We start from the raw sequence: 15228 nt of genomic DNA on the forward strand, positions 1-15228 counted from the left end.
TTTCGCTCAATTCTATTCGTTAAAAACGTAAGTAAACTCTTAAGGGATCAAATGATTAGACTACTAATCATAAGGCGATCTCTTGTTGTAGATCTTCTAGTTGTTCAAGAATGCGTAAAAACTTGCTGCCAAACTCGGTAACTTGGTACTCAACTCTAGGCGGGACTTCTGAATATTCAATTCGCTTCAAAATACCAAACTCCAGATTTTTACGTAAACATTCGTTTAGCACTTTAGTACTTAAGCCTTCTACATTTCGCACCATTTCCCCTGGGCGATTAATTCCACTGGCTAACAATTGATACACTGTTAACGACCATTTGCAGCCGTAAATAGTCTCAACCATGCGGGCACTTCGTTCTGGTGCTGATTTTCGTGAAAATAATAATTCTTTATTTTTCATTAAGATGTACTCAAAAGTACCTAGGGTACTGGTTTGTGCCTACTTTTCTCGATAGCCCAATGTTCCATAAGATGAAGCGGAACTCAAACACTTCTAAAGGAATAATCATGAACCCGAGCACTCAGTCTTTTGCGTTAATTATTGGTGGATCAAGCGGCATAGGTTTCGCTACTGCCAAACAGCTTTTGGCAGAAAAAAAGTCGGTAATTATTGTGGCGCGTTCAGCAGATAAACTCAGCCAAGCCAAACAGGAGTTATCGGCTTTAGGTGAGGTACACGCCTGGCAAGCTGATTTGTACCAAACAGGCGATGTTTCAGCATTGATAGAAAAAATCGAAGGCTTTGATGCTATCGACCAACTAGTAAACGCCGCGGGTTACTTTAAACCCACTGGATTTTTAGAGCACAGTGGTGACGATTACCACCAATACATGCAATTGAATCAGGCATTATTTTTTATTAGCCAGGCAGTAGCAAAAAATATGGTAAAAAATGGCGGAGGAAGCATAGTAAATATTGGCTCAATGTGGGCACACCAAGCTGTAAAAGCGACGCCGTCCTCAGCCTACTCGATGGCTAAAGCTGGCTTGCATGCGCTAACTCAGCATCTTGCCATGGAGTTAGCCGAATTTAATATTCGCGTAAACGCAGTGGCACCAGCAGTAGTAAAAACGCCGATTTACCATGCTTTTATCGCCCCAGAAGCCTTAGATGAAAGTTTGGCTAGCTTTGACGCTTTTCATCCCATTGGACGCATTGGCAGCGTAGATGATGTGGCCAACAGCGTCAGCTTTTTGCTCAGTGACAAAGCCAGTTGGGTAACCGGCGCAATTTGGGATGTAGACGGCGGAGTGATGGCAGGAAGAAACTAAGCAGCCTTAATCTAAAAAGTGATTACTGCTGATAAAGCTCTAATGGTAAGCCATCAGGATCACTGAAAAAGGTAAATTGCTTGTTGGTGTAGGGGTCAACCCTAACGGGTTCAACCTCTACCCCTTGTTGCTCCAAATAGCCAATAACTTGCTCAATGTTATCTACCGCAAAAGCTAAATGACGCAACCCTTGCGCCTCAGGAAAGCTCGGTCGCGGCGGCGCGCCCACAAAGGAAAACAATTCTATTTGTTCACCGCTTGGTAGCGCTAAATCTAATTTATAAGAGTCACGCTGCTCGCGATAATGCTCAGCAATAATGTGCAAACCGAGTATCTGACTATAAAAGTGTTTCGAGCGTGAATAGTCTGAGCAAATAATTGCAACATGATGAAAGGCTTTAAACATCATGACTCCTGCTTTGAAGTGCTTGGCTCGAGTGATAGCGCCCAGAAAAAACCACTACAGCCCGAAACAGCCATCAGCGACATCAGGCCAATCATTACCCAGTAGCTAGGCGAAAGATGAAAGGAGCTACCCACATTGGCTGCAATCAGCAATAAGGCAATGCCCAGTAATGCTAACACGCCACCCAGTCGCGCCAACAGAGTCGCAATATAATCAATACTTTGCCAATAGTTAGAAGCAATAACAAACAAACCTAGGAAGACAAATACCAACGGCCACCAGCTTAAGCCAAATACCAACAAGCTAACGCCACTGGTAGCAACCGTGATTAAGCCAAACAGCCATTTAAAAACTAGCGTCATGTCTATCCTTATTATGTTTTTAGTATTGGGGACTTTGGCAGTTACTTGGAACCGTAAGCTGCCAGTCTATCACCCTATTAATCTCAAATACGGCAGGATACTCACTGGCAAAACCATCAACCTGAGCTGCTAGGCGTTCGCCTTGCACGGTCACATAAATAGCTTGATAAGGTTTAGCAATATTGGCGCGGTAATACTCCAGTAACTCTGCAGTGACTAAAGGCTCTGCTTGCCACCACAACGCTTCACCGCCACAGGGAATGAACTCTCTCGCTTCGTGACCAAACACAAAGCTACCTTTAATAGGCGATGTTTGAGGGGCACAACTCACCAGTGAACTAATACTAATCAATGTACACAATAGAGAATAATAGCGATACGGCATTTCTTAGTTCCTCACCATAGACAGGTAATAATAAACCAAGTAAAAGCCGAATTAAGGAAGAGAGTAATAAATCTGAGGCTTAGTCTAAACTGGCGTGGTAAAACTCCCACTGCTCAATAACTCTGCCATCAGAAAAGTGGCAGTAACCTACTTCACCTTCTTTTGTTTGTTCTACTTGAGGGTCTCCGCCTTGCTCTACGCAATAGACTGAAGCAGGGTTAGCCATACTAACCGACGAGGAGTTTTCTTGCTCGGAATCGCAAGCCGTTAACGCGGCAAACACCCCAGTTAATAACAGTATCTTAAATCGCAACATCGACCATCACCATAGCTTAGATTTAACTAGACACTTTAAGTAAAAATATACTAGCTTGTAGCATTTCGCCATCATAGTTGATTAAAAACACAGCAACAAGTGAATAGGCAAATGAAAACAAGTGGTAAGACCTAGTTCAGCACACTCTTAGGTGCTGTAATCAAACACAATAATGTCTTCCAATAAAGGCACAAAGTGTTGCTTTAGCAAGTCGTGATCGGGGTGAGGCAAATATCGCTGGCGCGCCGCTTCATTAGCAAAAGTCATCACCACACTATATTCGTAGTCTTTGTTTAAACCCTCAGGGCTATTATTTGTTCCCCATTCCACCTCAACCACGCCTTCCATTTTTGATGGTATCGTTAAAAAGTCTTGCTGTGCTGCCTTAATATCAGCTTTGCTCGCGTGAGCTTTAAACTTAAACAGTAAAATGTGACGGATCATTTTTAACTCCTGACTAAAATACATTTTGCTTATGATCTCAAAGTTTAGCGAATTGTTAATAGCACTAAAAAGCGAACAAAAAACACACTATTAAAAAACGAAACTGCTGAAAGCCTTGTATTTAAAGGGCTAAGTCCAATTATTTATGCTGTTATCAAGTATTTCAATATTAGAATATTTGCTCTGGTCGGAGTTGTAGAGGACTGATCAGTTGCCTAATATGCGCCAATATTACAAAAATAAAACAAAACAGTTACGCCTAGCGAACTGAATGCACTCCTCTTAGAGACCAGTAGTTATGAATAAACGTAAATTAAGTCTACTTGCCATCAGCATTTCACTTGTTACCGGCCACAGCCTTGCAGCAGGCTTCCAACTAAATAGCCAATCTGCAACCGGTATTGGTCGCGCATTTTCTGGTGACGCCGTTATCGCCGACAATGCTTCGGTATTGTCACGTAACCCTGCCGCCATGGCGATGTTTGACCGCAAAGCCTTATCACTTGGTTTAACTTACGCCGACGTAGACGTTACCATTAAAGATGTTAGCGCGTTAGGTGGCACAATTAATTACGGTAGCGAAGATGATGCTGCCGACAATAAAGTGATTCCAAACATTTACTACATCCACCCGATTAACGATGCCTTTGCCGTTGGTGTTGGCGCCTTTAGTAATTTTGGTACTGGCACAGATATTAGCTCACTAAACAATACAGGTGCACCAGTAACGCCGGTAGATTTATTGGGTGAAACTGAAATTGTCACCTCAACTTTCAATGCCAGTGTGTCTTATCGCATCAACCAACAGTTCAGCATTGGTGCTGGCCTCGATTTAATTTACGGCGAAGGTAAATTAAAACGCGAAGGTCAAATCACTGATAACCCTCTGAGTCAAACAACCTTAGTAGATGTTGAAGCCGATGGCTGGGCTCTAGGTGGAATTGTTGGCGCAACTTACGAAATCAATGATAGAAACCGTTTAGGCATGAGCTACCGTGTCAGCCCTACCTTTAAAGCTGATGGTAAAGTTAACTACTTAGGCCAAAGTTATGAAGAGATTCATATCCCACTACCTAATATATTCCAAGTAGCCGGTTACCACGAGCTAAGCCCCAAGTGGGCGGTTCACTACACTGCACAGCACACTAGCTGGGGTGATTTTGACCACATTACTGTTACCGGTTCTGCGCCAGACGCTACGGTTAAAAGCTACCATTGGAAAAACTCTTGGTTGTTTAGCGTAGGTGGTACTTACACAATTAACCAAAACTGGACGGCCCGTGCGGGTTACATGCACGACAAAGGCGTAGTAGATGAAGTTAGTTCACTATCAATTCCCGATTCAGACCGTAACTGGTATACCGCTGGTGCTAGCTATCACTTAAACAAAAATGCCAGTATTGATTTTGGTGTAGCTTTGGTTCGTGGCGAGGATGTTAAAGTACTGGAAGATAGTAGTGTGCTAGCAGGTGCTGGTTTACCAAGCTCCACCGTGGTTGGTCACACCCGTTCAGACGCTGTTTACTACTCTATGCAGTACAGCCACTTGTTCTAAAACTGACCCAAATGAATGGTAAGTGCAAGGCTTACCATTCTATTTTCCCCATTATAAATAGTCAGCCACTCCCGCAACTTTAGTTCACTTTCACCTCTCAACTAATACCACCTTAATAAACTAAACTCACGACTACTGCGTATACATAGTATGAGTGTAATTCTATGAGTTGTTATAAATGCAAGTAGTGGTAATAGCAGGAAGCGGTGGCATAGGTTTATCCTTGGTTAAACTCTTATGCCAAAGAGCAGATGTACGGCACATTACCGCTACGTGGCATACACACAGGCAAGACTTTTCTCACCCCAAACTTACTTGGCAGCAACTGGATTTAAGCGACGAACAGCAAATTGCGGGCTTATTCAAACAAATAGATCAGCTTGATTGGCTAATTAACTGCGCAGGCGTATTGCACTCTCAGCAACTAAAGCCAGAGAAAAGCTTGTCACAATGCCAAGCAGACAACTTCATGTTAAGTATGCAGTTAAATGCTTTACCTAGCTTGCTGCTAGCCAAATACGCAGCCAAGCCATTAAAAACAAGTGATGACGCTAAGTTTGTGAGTGTGTCGGCTAAGGTCGGTTCAATAAGTGATAACCGTTTAGGTGGCTGGCACAGCTATCGAAGCGCTAAAGCAGCGTTAAATATGGTACTCAAAAACATTGCAATAGAATGGCTACGCAGCCACCCCAAGGTATGCGTTATCGCTTGGCATCCCGGTACAACGGATACCGAGTTATCAAAGCCTTTCCAACGAAATGTGCCAGCCGGCAAGTTACTGTCTAGCCAACAAAGCGCCAGCTTATTGCTTGAAAAATTAGTTGAATTGACACCAGAAAATACCGGTCAATTTTGGGCATGGGACGGCAGCCAAATAGGCTGGTAACTGAAATATAGTGTTAAGTTATTCTTAACATATCAAATGGTATATAAATCAGTAACTCACTTCAAATACAAAAACTCTTCGAGCGAAAAAGGTAGTTCACTTTACCCTCAAAAAAATCTGGTTGCAGAAGGCCACCAATACCTTACAATCACCCTTCCAGTGTTATACAAAAGCTACATTGAGGCTCTTCAAGACCCAATTACTAGCTTTGAATTATATAAAAGTCCAAGGACGGGATAATGATTTTTACTATTGTAAACCAACCAACTAGAAATAAAGGCGATTACGCTGCTTTTAAATCTCTAGTAAACCTCATCAAAGTGGAATATCCAAACGCTACTATAAATTGTTTATTTACTACAAAAGATCATGATCCTTTATTCAATAATGTATCAGAGGTTAATTCCATTGATAGCGATTTGTTTTCTTTGTGGAGAATCTCGAAAATTTGTCTACAATTTCCTTTTTTATTCAAAATAATCGCGCTGCTTCCAAAATATAATAAGTATGCTGATGTTATAAAAAATTCTGATGTAGTCGTTCTTGCTCCAGGCGGTCTAGAAATAGGGCTTTATCAAGAATGGTCTGTTCTTTGGAGCCTAGCATTCGCGCATTCCTACAACGTTAAGTATGCTATCTATTCTAGGTCTATAGGTAAATTTGTTAACCAAACAGCCAAAGACAGAGAGTTCATGAAATATGCTGTGAAATACCTTAGCCACTCGCAATTCAATGGTTTAAGAGAAGAAAAAAGTCAAGAATTTGCAAACATGCTTGGTTTACACTACTACCCAGCTATAGATGTGGTTTATAGCAATACACCAAATAACGTTCTTAAATCGGATTTAATTCAAGGGATTAAAAACAACTTCGTTATTTTTGTGCCGTCTAAGTTTAGCAATTGGCACCCTGATTTTAATGATAAGTCACAAGAAGTTTTGGATAATATCTATAAGAAAATCATTTCACAAATAGTTCAAAGTGGAAAGAAAGTTGTAATGTTACCGCATGCATACGGTAGAGGGGATATTGACGACTGTCATTACTTCGAAAGCCTAATGGTTAGCGAGTCTAAGGATTCATGTATAATTGTAAATGATCAGGTCGATACCGATGAGTATCAAGCAATTATTAAAGCAGCAGACTTCGCAATATCGACTAGATTACATCAAGCAATTTTTGCGATTAATAATCACACTCCTGTTATTTGTCTCAGCTATGAGCATAAAATGGAGGCCATGATGAAGATGCTAGATTTAGGTGAATTTTCCATGAATCTAAGCTCAATAACTGATAATCAAGAAAAGCTCCAAAATCTAATCAATCAATTCATTCAGTCTCCAACCGAAAGTGAAGGTAAATTTGTCACTGCACAAAAAAAAGCATTTTCAATAGCCACTAGCTCTTTTAAAAACTTTATAAATTGTATTAAGAATGGAAGTTACTTAAAGTAAATTACTATATCTATACACTATCAAACTAACGAACTTACCTTTAGGTTTAGTTCGTTAGTTTCTGTTAAAAGAACTTTTATATAATGCTAATTAATCCTTAGTTTCCAAGGCAACCAAGGCAAACCTACTTGCAGCGCTTGGCGCATTTTCTCTAAGCTACCTTGGTGGTAACTATAAACGCGAATACCAAAGATATGCAGCATCAGACTACAGGCCTTAGCCTTAGCCTCTGGCTCATCATAAATGTGCATTAGAAACTCACTATACAGAGCTTCAATTTGTTGTAGTTGTTCGCTCACCAGAGTTTGCAGCTCGGGCTCGTCGCTTAACTCCAACTGGCTCTTTACCAAAAAGCAGCTGCAGTAATCACTGTTAAGAGACTGCTCCAACATGCTCTCCAAGATCTGACAGATGCCTAATTCAATATTGCTAGCAGCACTTAAACTCGCTTGAATACCTTGCAGCGAAGCTTGGCAATAATGCGTTAATGACTCTTTAAACAAAGCCTCTTTGTTGCCAAAAGCCAAGTAAACACTGCCCGGTTTTAGGCCTGTGTGCTGAAATACTTGCTGCATAGAGGTGGCGTGATAGCCCACTCGCCAAAACAAATTAGCGGATTGCTCTAGAACCTGCTCTCGTTGAAACTGCATCTTTGCCATATTGGATGTATTCGCCTTTACGCTTAGCTGTGCGCATCAAGTATACCTTGTGTGTTAGCAACAAGCATCTTTTTGAATGAACATTCAAAATTAACTTGAATGATCATTCAAGTGATGTTTGAATGTTCATTCAAGAAATCATCACAACTTAAGAACAAAGGAATTATCATGAGTTTGCAAACAGAGATCGCCGATTACATTGCTTCTTTCATCCAAAAAGCGCCCTTAGACGTTCAGCAAGTGATGAAACAGGCCACTAAAAATTTAAGCGAAAGTAACATAGCAGCAAATACCCCGCAGCAAGGGCAAGCGCTTCCTAGCTTTACCCTCGCCAACCAAAACGGCGAGAAGGTATCACTAAACGCATTATTAAAAGACGGTCCGCTTGTTGTAACGTTTTACCGCGGTGGCTGGTGCCCTTACTGTAATTTAGAGCTGCGTGCTTACCAGCAAATTTTGCCGCAAATAAAAGCCCTGGGGGCTAATTTAGTTGCCATTACTCCAGAGCTACCAGACGCCTCGCTAAGCACTGCCGAGAAAAACGAGTTACAGTTTCAAGTATTGTCTGATGTAAATGCAGAGTATGCCAAAAGCTTAGATATTGTATTTGCCCTACCTGAGGAATTACGCCCAATTTACTCATCTTTTGGTATTGAAGTAGAGCAACATAATGGCGCTGGCCAATTTGATTTACCGCTTGCTGCCACCTTTGTAGTTGCTCAAGACGGCAGCATAGCCAGTGCGTTTGTAGAAGCCGATTACACCAAACGCCAAGAGCCTAGTGACTTATTGCCAGTGCTAACGTCACTCAACAACTAAGCTTTAGCTACACAAAGAAGCCTTGGTACTGCCTTGGGGTTAAAGCCAAGCGCTTCTTAAAGTTTCGTTGAAAATGACTTTGGTCGGCAAAACCTAAAGTCAACGCGGTGTCTGCAATGCTACTACCTTCCCGCAATAAGGTTTTTGCCCGATTGATTCGTTGATTAAGCTGAAACGCATGTGGTGACAATCCATAACGGCGCTTAAAACTTCTCACTAAGTGATAACGGCTTAAACCTGCAACTTCAGCCAACTCACTTAAACTCAGGGAACAAGACAGCTGATCTTGAATACACTCTTGAACACGTTTAATTTGCGGCTTTGCTAAGCAACTCGCGTCACGTCTAACATCAGCAACTTGGCCAAACTGACTTTCAAAAAATTGAATTAACAAACTTTCTTGCTGTAAACCATCATGATCATGTTTGATCGCAGAGAACAACTCAGCCAGTAGGGTAAAAGTCGCGGGATCATTTGCATAATGTTGCTCAAATGGCTGGTAGTCACTGGCAGGTTTCACCAGAATTTCTTGCTGTAACTCTCCCACCCAATGGCTATCGACAAACAACATGCGATAAGACCATGCGCCTTGTTTAGGGTTACAAGAGTGCACATCACCAGGGTTAATCGTTACGTTATGTCCAGCAGTAATACGGTGCTGCTGTTGCATATTTTTATAAACCGCGTCACCCGTATCAATTAAACCAAAAGAAAACTCATCATGCGAATGACTGTGGTAACAGGCCTGCGAATGCCGAGCTTGGCGTAACTCAATAAAAGGCAAACTTGCGCTACGTTTTAGTAGTTGCTGACTGTTAGCGGCTGTTACTTGCTTGGCTTTCACCTGATTAACCACATACGCTCCTTGTAAAACGGCCACATATAAACACTAAGATACAAATAACGACACTACAGACCCGGCCAATAACAAAGCCATCACGATATTAAAGGTGCGTTTTCTGATGGCAGTGTGTAGATAGCTGGCAATAACAGAGCCCATGGCAGCCCAAGTCCCCACACCAATTAAACACACTATCAAAGAAATAGTACAGAAAACCAACAAGTAAAAAAGCGCACCAGTTTGCGGTGAAACAAATAAGCTCACACCAGACATTGCCACTAACCATGCTTTAGGATTTAACCCCTGCGCTAACGCGCCTTGTAAGGCACTGGGCGGCGATATTATTTTTTGGTGAGTATCTTCGCTCACGGGCGATATCGCTATCTTGTAAGCCATGAACAACAAAAACGCTCCACCTATATACTGCAGCAAGCCAGTTAAACTTGGCAAAAGCTGCAGTACCGCCGTTAATGAAAAGCCACTAATAAAAACCACCAAGCAATAACTAACACTGGCGCCTATTACATGCGGAAGTGCGCGCCGAAAACCAAAGTTAGCCGCAGCGCCCGTCGCAATAATATTCACAGGACCTGGAGAAATAGCACCAATTAAAGCAAAAACAATCATAGATATCACCACACTCACCCGCTTTCTCCCTCGCTCTGCTAAAAGCCAACTATATGCGCTAGCTCGCAAACTTTATTGAACAAAATTGCGCTAAGTCATAGAGAGCTGAGCAGCAGTTATTTGCACTCAACAAAACGTTGCGTAAGGTATCACTTCTCCAATTGACAACTTGCGCAATGGCAGCGGGGTTTCTAATGTGGACGTAACAAAAAAATAAAGGAAGGCTCTATGAAATTTATTCCCAATAACATCGCCGAACTAAACTTGTTGCTGCAGTTTGATATGAGCAGTTTACAAACCGGGATTAAGGTTCACCAGGACGCAGCTCCAGAACTGATTGCCGCAGCAAAAAGTTTGTTCGACAGAGGTTTAAGCACTCAAGCTGACGGCGGCTACCTTACCGATTTAGGTATTGAAGTGGCCGAACACGCTCAAAAACTATTGGCCATTATCAGCACCAAGCCTGAACACGCCACGGTCTAACACTATTGTTCTATTTTAAGTAGCCAAGTGCCTGTAGCGCTTGGCTTTTTGTTACCTAAGTCGAACTAGCTTACTGCAGCTCCCTGAAACAACATATACGCATCATGTCCCCCCTGTATTAGCATTTGCATACCAATCACAGTAAGAATTAAGCCCATTAGTCGGGTGGTAATGTTAATGCCGCTCTCGCCTACTTTCTGGATTAACTTTGGCCCCAACAAAAAGCAGATAAAAGTAATCACGCATAATGTGGCGAAGGCAATAATGGTAATGATGATATTAACTATCTCGCCAGATGCTGAATAGTTCATCGCGGTGGCAATGGTGCCCGGCCCAGCGAGTATTGGCAAAGCTAAGGGGGAAATAGCAATATCCTTACCTTCGCTATCATCATTTTCGTTCGGTGTATGCGTATGCATTTTTGAGGCATTACCTTGTAGCATGTGGTAGCCCACTAAAAACACCAATATGCCACCCGCTAAGCGCAGTGCTGGCAAGGTAATGCCGAACAGTTCAAAAATACCTTTACCTAACAAACAAAACGCGGCAATGATAAAAAAGGCAACCACCAATGCCTTAAAGGCAGTTTGCTTGCGCTGTAAAGGGCTTTGATTGCCAGTCATACCAACAAATACCGCTGTATTGGCAATCGGGTTCATCATTGCAAAAAAGCCCATAAATACCGTTACTGCCATAGTGGCTAAATCGTGCATTTCATCACTCGCTTAGTGTTAAGAAAAGGCTAACAGTTACCATAACATTGCAAAATAGGCAGTACATTAACAAGCCTAGCCCATGCTTACTTCACAGCGTGTAAATGAACTGCTTATTAGCGCATAGTAATCTATCAGCAAATACGTATCATATTGATATTAAGTATTTAATAATTAGGAAGCTTAAGTCATGGATGTATCGTTAATTGTAATTCTAGTCATTGTTGCCGCCAGTATTTTTTACGTTGTTGGCATCTATAACCGCTTGGTGAGTCTGCGTAATCGTTACAAAAATGCCTTTGCTCAAATTGAGGTACAACTTAAGCGCCGTTACGATCTTATTCCCAACTTAGTGGAAACCGCCAAGGCCTACATGTCTCACGAAAAAGAGACTCTGGAAGCGGTGATTAGTGCACGTAACGATGCCAGTGCGCTATTACGCGCTGCTGCAAGTGACCCTACAGGCAACACGCTGAATAAGCTTGCCAATGCTGAAGGGGTATTACAGGGCGCAATGAGCAAAATGAACATTGTGATGGAAAGCTACCCAGACTTGAAAGCCAGCGACAATATGCTGCAAGTAAGCGAAGAGCTAACCACCACAGAAAACCGCGTTGCTTTTGCTCGCCAGTCTTTTAACGACTCAGTTACCGAATACAATGAATATCGCCAATCCTTTCCTCCAGTCTTTTTTGCTGCCCAATTTGGCCATAAGAAAGACGCCAGCCTATTAGAGTTTGCCGACAGCGCCGAGATTCAAACTGCACCTAAAGTGTCTTTCTAACTGCTTAGGTGTAACCATGAATTTTTTTACCGAACAAGACCACGCTCGTCGTAACAGCAAATGGTTGGTTTTGCTGTTTGTGCTGGCGGTTATCTTACTTATAGGCTTGAGCAACGTGATTATTGCTAGCACATTTTGGCTTTTTGATAGCCATAACAATGGGCTAAATCAGGCCAATGAGGGAAGCTTTTTCTCCACCGACCTGTTCATTATGGTGAGCTTGGTGATGACCAGCGTTATTGGCTGTGCCATTGCCTTTAAATGGTATCAATTGCGCGATGGAGGCCGGCGTATTGCCGAGTCATTAGGTGGCGAGCGCTTGCTACCTAATAGCCAAGCACCAGAACAACGACAAGTACTGAATGTTGTCGAAGAAATGGCTCTTGCTTCAGGCATGCCTGTGCCCTCGGTGTATTTACTCAAAGATGAAATAGGCATTAACGCCTTTGCCGCTGGGCATACATCAGCAGATGCAGTGATAGGCATCACTCAAGGCGCTTTAGAGCAACTTAACCGCGAGCAGTTGCAAGGTGTAGTGGCTCATGAGTTTAGTCATATTCTAAATGGCGACATGCGTTTGAACATGCAACTTATCGCGCTGTTAAGCGGTATTATCTTTATCTCTAACATCGGCGAGTTTGTGGTGCATAGCCAACGCTACAACAGCGTATCGCACTCCAGCCGAAACAAAAACAATGATGTTAGAGTTGTTGCGGTAGGTTTTGGTTTATTGGCCTTGGGTTGGATCGGCGCCTTTTTTGCCAACATGATTAAAGCCGCCATTAGCCGCCAACGCGAATATCTAGCCGATGCGTCAGCCGTTCAGTTTACCCGCAACCCTAACGGCATAGCCGATGCGCTAAAAATCATTGGTGGTTACGACGCGGGCTCGGGTTTACGCACACCACTTAGCCAAGAAGCCAGCCATATGTTCATTGGCGACGCTCGTCGCTTAGGCAGTTTTTTTGCGACTCACCCCGCCATTAAAACTCGTATCAAGCGTATTTTACCTCGTTGGGATGGGCAAGTAATTAAGCGAGACATCAAGAAGATCGCCGAACCTATCTACTCTAAAACCAGTCAGAAACGCGCGCAGAAACACTCTCAAGAACAATTGAAGAAAACAGTATTTGTGGCCGCTGCAGCGGAAGCCGCGATAGAGCACGTCACCAATAAATCAGCCAAAGCAGAGTACAGCTTATCGGAGCATACCGTTACCGTAAGCGGCGAGCTTGCTCATCTAGATGAAGGCTTACTTGCCCTTGCTCATGACCCATGTGGAGTGATTAGCGTGGTTTACGCTTTGTTACTTGATAGCAACGATGCACTACGTAAGAAACAACTGCATGACATCAAGGACAACTTGAGTAAAGACTCGCGAATCAACGAAACCCTACAAGCTTGGGAATGGATAAACTCGGTGGATAAAAGCTATCGCTTGCCCTTGCTTGAGCTATCCTTCCCCGCCTTAAAGTGCATGTCGGCCCTGCAATACCAGCGCTTTATGGATAATTTACGAACTTTAATTAAAGCCGACCAACAAGTAGATATGTATGAATGGTGTCTATATCAGTTGGTGAAACACTATTTAGCTCATCAATTTGAGAAAACAACGCCCAGCAAAGCTGTCTATAAATCCACAGCAGAAGTCGCCAAGCCCTTTTCCATCGTATTATCGACCTTTGCCTATTTTGGCCACGAACAAACTTTAGAGATACAACGCGCCTTTGGCATTGGCGCAAACAGTATTGGTTTGTACACGATTAGCCTACTTGAACGAGAACAATGCCAAGTTGAGCATTTTGGGCCAGCAGTAAAACAGCTCGCCAATGCTTATCCGCAAGTCAAACAACGAATACTTCGGGCACTTGTCGCCTGTATTTGCTTAGACAAACAACTCACTATTTTAGAAAACGAGATGATCCGCTGCATTGCGGCAGTCATGGATTGCCCCGGACCACAAATTAGCTTGGGTGTGCGCCGTACATAAAAAAGCCCGCTTAAACGTAGCGTTAAGCGGGCTGTTAGCATTTAGCTTATAAAATGCGTTTAGCGGCTTTCTCACGTAATGCTTGGCGCGCACTTTCACTAATAAAGGCCATTTTTAAACCATTACTTTGCAGCTTGGCAATTTGCTCATCGCCAAAGCCTAGTTGCTCGCGGGCAATACGGTATTCATCGGGTAAATCAATGGCCGACACACCGGGATCATCAGTATTCAAACTAGCGCGAATACCATGCTCTAAAAAGCGCTTAAGAGGGTGCTGACTTAAGTCTGGCGTGGTGTTGGTTTGAAAATTAGAAGACAAACACGATTCTACACCAATCTTGTGCTTTGCTACGTAATCCATTAGCTCAGGATCGTCAGCTATTTTAACGCCATGGCCAATGCGAGTAGCACCTAGTTCACGAATAGCTTGCCAAACGCTTGCCGAACCAGCAGCTTCACCCGCATGAACAGTAATACCAAAACCGGCATCGCGCGCACGTGAAAACTGCTCAACAAATAAACCACCAGGGTGACCCAGCTCGTCACCCGCTAAATCAACCGCCACTATTTGGTCGCGAAACGCCATGCAAGCTTCCAGCTCTTCGCTACAACTTTGTTGACCAAAGGTACGGCTCATAATGCCGATTAAATTCACTTGTACATCGTGTTTTTGCATACCACGACGCACGCCTTCAATAACCGCTTCTACCACGCCTTCTTGCTTAAGTTTATGGCTCATAGCCATGTAACCGGGGCTAAAGCGTAATTCAGCATAATCAATATTGGCTTTTACTAAATCGGCCACATTTTCTTCAGCTACACGGGCACAGGCGTCGTAATCGCCCAATACACTTACCCCCCAATCTAGCTTAGATAGAAAAGCCACCAAATTAGGTTCTTGTTTGGTAATTTGAACGTGGGGGATCAGCGCTTCAAGATTGCTTGCAGGAAGATCTACGTTAAACTTTCGGCCCAGCTCTAATATGGTTTCGGCGCGAATAGTGCCATCTAAATGACGATGTAAATCAGTCACTGGGTATTGTTTTAACATAGGAGCTCCTGCAGGATTATTTTTTGAACTTATAAGCGGCTCAGTGTAGTCACCGTTGGCCGCTGTTCCAAGCCAGTGTTAAGCAATTAAGGCCTGCTTTTTCAAATAGTTTGATGCTTTATTTAATCCTAGCCGAATGTGTTGACAAATCATCATCAAATTTCACTTCCTTGCGATA

The 15228-nt window shown here is 43.0% G+C and carries 19 protein-coding genes; 8 read left to right on the forward strand and 11 right to left on the reverse strand.

All coding sequences use genetic code 11. The features are described from left to right. Window positions 1–67: 67 nt before the first annotated feature. Window positions 68–403 carry a helix-turn-helix domain-containing protein gene (locus FFR00_RS04310; protein WP_137672140.1) on the reverse strand — a complete coding sequence of 112 codons (336 nt, stop codon included), beginning with the start codon at window positions 401–403 and terminating at the stop codon, window positions 68–70. A gap of 107 nt (window positions 404–510) precedes the next feature. On the opposite strand from FFR00_RS04310, the gene FFR00_RS04315 reads away from it, so the two are divergent. After that, window positions 511–1275: an SDR family NAD(P)-dependent oxidoreductase gene (locus FFR00_RS04315; protein WP_137672141.1), complete on the forward strand. Its 765-nt coding sequence runs from the start codon at window positions 511–513 to the stop codon at window positions 1273–1275. A 22-nt stretch (window positions 1276–1297) separates the two neighbouring features. Here FFR00_RS04315 and FFR00_RS04320 read toward each other — a convergent pair whose 3' ends face one another. The 5 genes from FFR00_RS04320 to FFR00_RS04340 form a co-directional block, all read right to left on the reverse strand. Beyond that, window positions 1298–1681, reverse strand: a complete 384-nt coding sequence (locus FFR00_RS04320; RefSeq protein WP_137672337.1) for a VOC family protein — start codon at window positions 1679–1681, stop codon at window positions 1298–1300. After that, a complete protein-coding gene (locus FFR00_RS04325; RefSeq protein WP_137672142.1) occupies window positions 1681–2043 on the reverse strand; it encodes a hypothetical protein in 363 nt (120 codons plus the stop codon). Before FFR00_RS04325 ends, FFR00_RS04320 begins: the two co-directional genes overlap by 1 nt. 19 nt (window positions 2044–2062) lie before the next feature. Beyond that, window positions 2063–2428 (reverse strand): hypothetical protein, encoded by a 366-nt coding sequence (locus FFR00_RS04330; protein WP_137672143.1) that lies wholly within the window; start codon window positions 2426–2428, stop codon window positions 2063–2065. Between the two features lie 79 nt (window positions 2429–2507). Continuing rightward, entirely contained in the window at window positions 2508–2744 is a 237-nt protein-coding gene (locus FFR00_RS04335; RefSeq protein WP_137672144.1) for a DUF333 domain-containing protein, read from the reverse strand. A 147-nt stretch (window positions 2745–2891) separates the two neighbouring features. After that, window positions 2892–3188 (reverse strand): Dabb family protein, encoded by a 297-nt coding sequence (locus tag FFR00_RS04340; protein WP_137672145.1) that lies wholly within the window; start codon window positions 3186–3188, stop codon window positions 2892–2894. A gap of 298 nt (window positions 3189–3486) precedes the next feature. Between FFR00_RS04340 and FFR00_RS04345 the strand changes: the two genes are divergently transcribed. From FFR00_RS04345 to FFR00_RS04355, 3 genes are all read left to right on the forward strand, one after another. Then, entirely contained in the window at window positions 3487–4743 is a 1257-nt protein-coding gene (locus FFR00_RS04345) for an OmpP1/FadL family transporter (RefSeq protein ID WP_137672146.1), read from the forward strand. 178 nt (window positions 4744–4921) lie between these two features. Further along, the gene (locus tag FFR00_RS04350) at window positions 4922–5629 is read left to right on the forward strand and encodes an SDR family NAD(P)-dependent oxidoreductase (RefSeq protein ID WP_137672147.1); all 708 of its coding nucleotides are present in this window, start codon (window positions 4922–4924) and stop codon (window positions 5627–5629) included. A 239-nt stretch (window positions 5630–5868) separates the two neighbouring features. Then, a complete protein-coding gene (locus FFR00_RS04355; RefSeq protein WP_137672148.1) occupies window positions 5869–7083 on the forward strand; it encodes a polysaccharide pyruvyl transferase family protein in 1215 nt (404 codons plus the stop codon). Between the two features lie 86 nt (window positions 7084–7169). Here FFR00_RS04355 and FFR00_RS04360 read toward each other — a convergent pair whose 3' ends face one another. Next, window positions 7170–7742 (reverse strand): TetR/AcrR family transcriptional regulator, encoded by a 573-nt coding sequence (locus tag FFR00_RS04360; protein WP_137672149.1) that lies wholly within the window; start codon window positions 7740–7742, stop codon window positions 7170–7172. Window positions 7743–7910: 168 nt separating this feature from the next. On the opposite strand from FFR00_RS04360, the gene FFR00_RS04365 reads away from it, so the two are divergent. Beyond that, complete coding sequence (locus tag FFR00_RS04365; protein WP_137672150.1) at window positions 7911–8561, forward strand: peroxiredoxin-like family protein; 651 nt, start codon at window positions 7911–7913, stop codon at window positions 8559–8561. 7 nt (window positions 8562–8568) lie between these two features. Here FFR00_RS04365 and FFR00_RS04370 read toward each other — a convergent pair whose 3' ends face one another. Both FFR00_RS04370 and FFR00_RS04375 read right to left on the reverse strand, forming a co-directional pair. Then, entirely contained in the window at window positions 8569–9417 is an 849-nt protein-coding gene (locus FFR00_RS04370; RefSeq protein WP_235836155.1) for an AraC family transcriptional regulator, read from the reverse strand. A 33-nt stretch (window positions 9418–9450) separates the two neighbouring features. Then, window positions 9451–10029, reverse strand: coding sequence for a LysE family translocator (locus FFR00_RS04375; protein ID WP_137672151.1), 579 nt, complete (start codon window positions 10027–10029; stop codon window positions 9451–9453). A 228-nt stretch (window positions 10030–10257) separates the two neighbouring features. Here FFR00_RS04375 and FFR00_RS04380 point away from each other — a divergent pair, with 228 nt between their 5' ends. After that, window positions 10258–10512 (forward strand): TIGR02647 family protein, encoded by a 255-nt coding sequence (locus FFR00_RS04380; protein WP_137672152.1) that lies wholly within the window; start codon window positions 10258–10260, stop codon window positions 10510–10512. A 65-nt stretch (window positions 10513–10577) separates the two neighbouring features. Here FFR00_RS04380 and FFR00_RS04385 read toward each other — a convergent pair whose 3' ends face one another. Then, a complete protein-coding gene (locus FFR00_RS04385; RefSeq protein ID WP_137672153.1) occupies window positions 10578–11225 on the reverse strand; it encodes a MarC family protein in 648 nt (215 codons plus the stop codon). Between the two features lie 190 nt (window positions 11226–11415). Here FFR00_RS04385 and FFR00_RS04390 point away from each other — a divergent pair, with 190 nt between their 5' ends. Further along, window positions 11416–12009: a LemA family protein gene (locus FFR00_RS04390; protein ID WP_137672154.1), complete on the forward strand. Its 594-nt coding sequence runs from the start codon at window positions 11416–11418 to the stop codon at window positions 12007–12009. Window positions 12010–12025: 16 nt separating this feature from the next. Then, window positions 12026–13999, forward strand: coding sequence for a M48 family metallopeptidase (locus FFR00_RS04395; protein ID WP_137672155.1), 1974 nt, complete (start codon window positions 12026–12028; stop codon window positions 13997–13999). A gap of 46 nt (window positions 14000–14045) precedes the next feature. On the opposite strand, the gene add is transcribed toward FFR00_RS04395, so the two are convergent. Continuing rightward, on the reverse strand, window positions 14046–15050 hold the full coding sequence (gene add / locus FFR00_RS04400; protein ID WP_137672156.1) for an adenosine deaminase: 1005 nt from the start codon (window positions 15048–15050) through the stop codon (window positions 14046–14048). Window positions 15051–15228: the final 178 nt, after the last annotated feature.

This window comes from Agarivorans sp. Toyoura001, assembly GCF_005405585.1.
Classification (GTDB): Bacteria; Pseudomonadota; Gammaproteobacteria; order Enterobacterales; family Celerinatantimonadaceae; genus Agarivorans.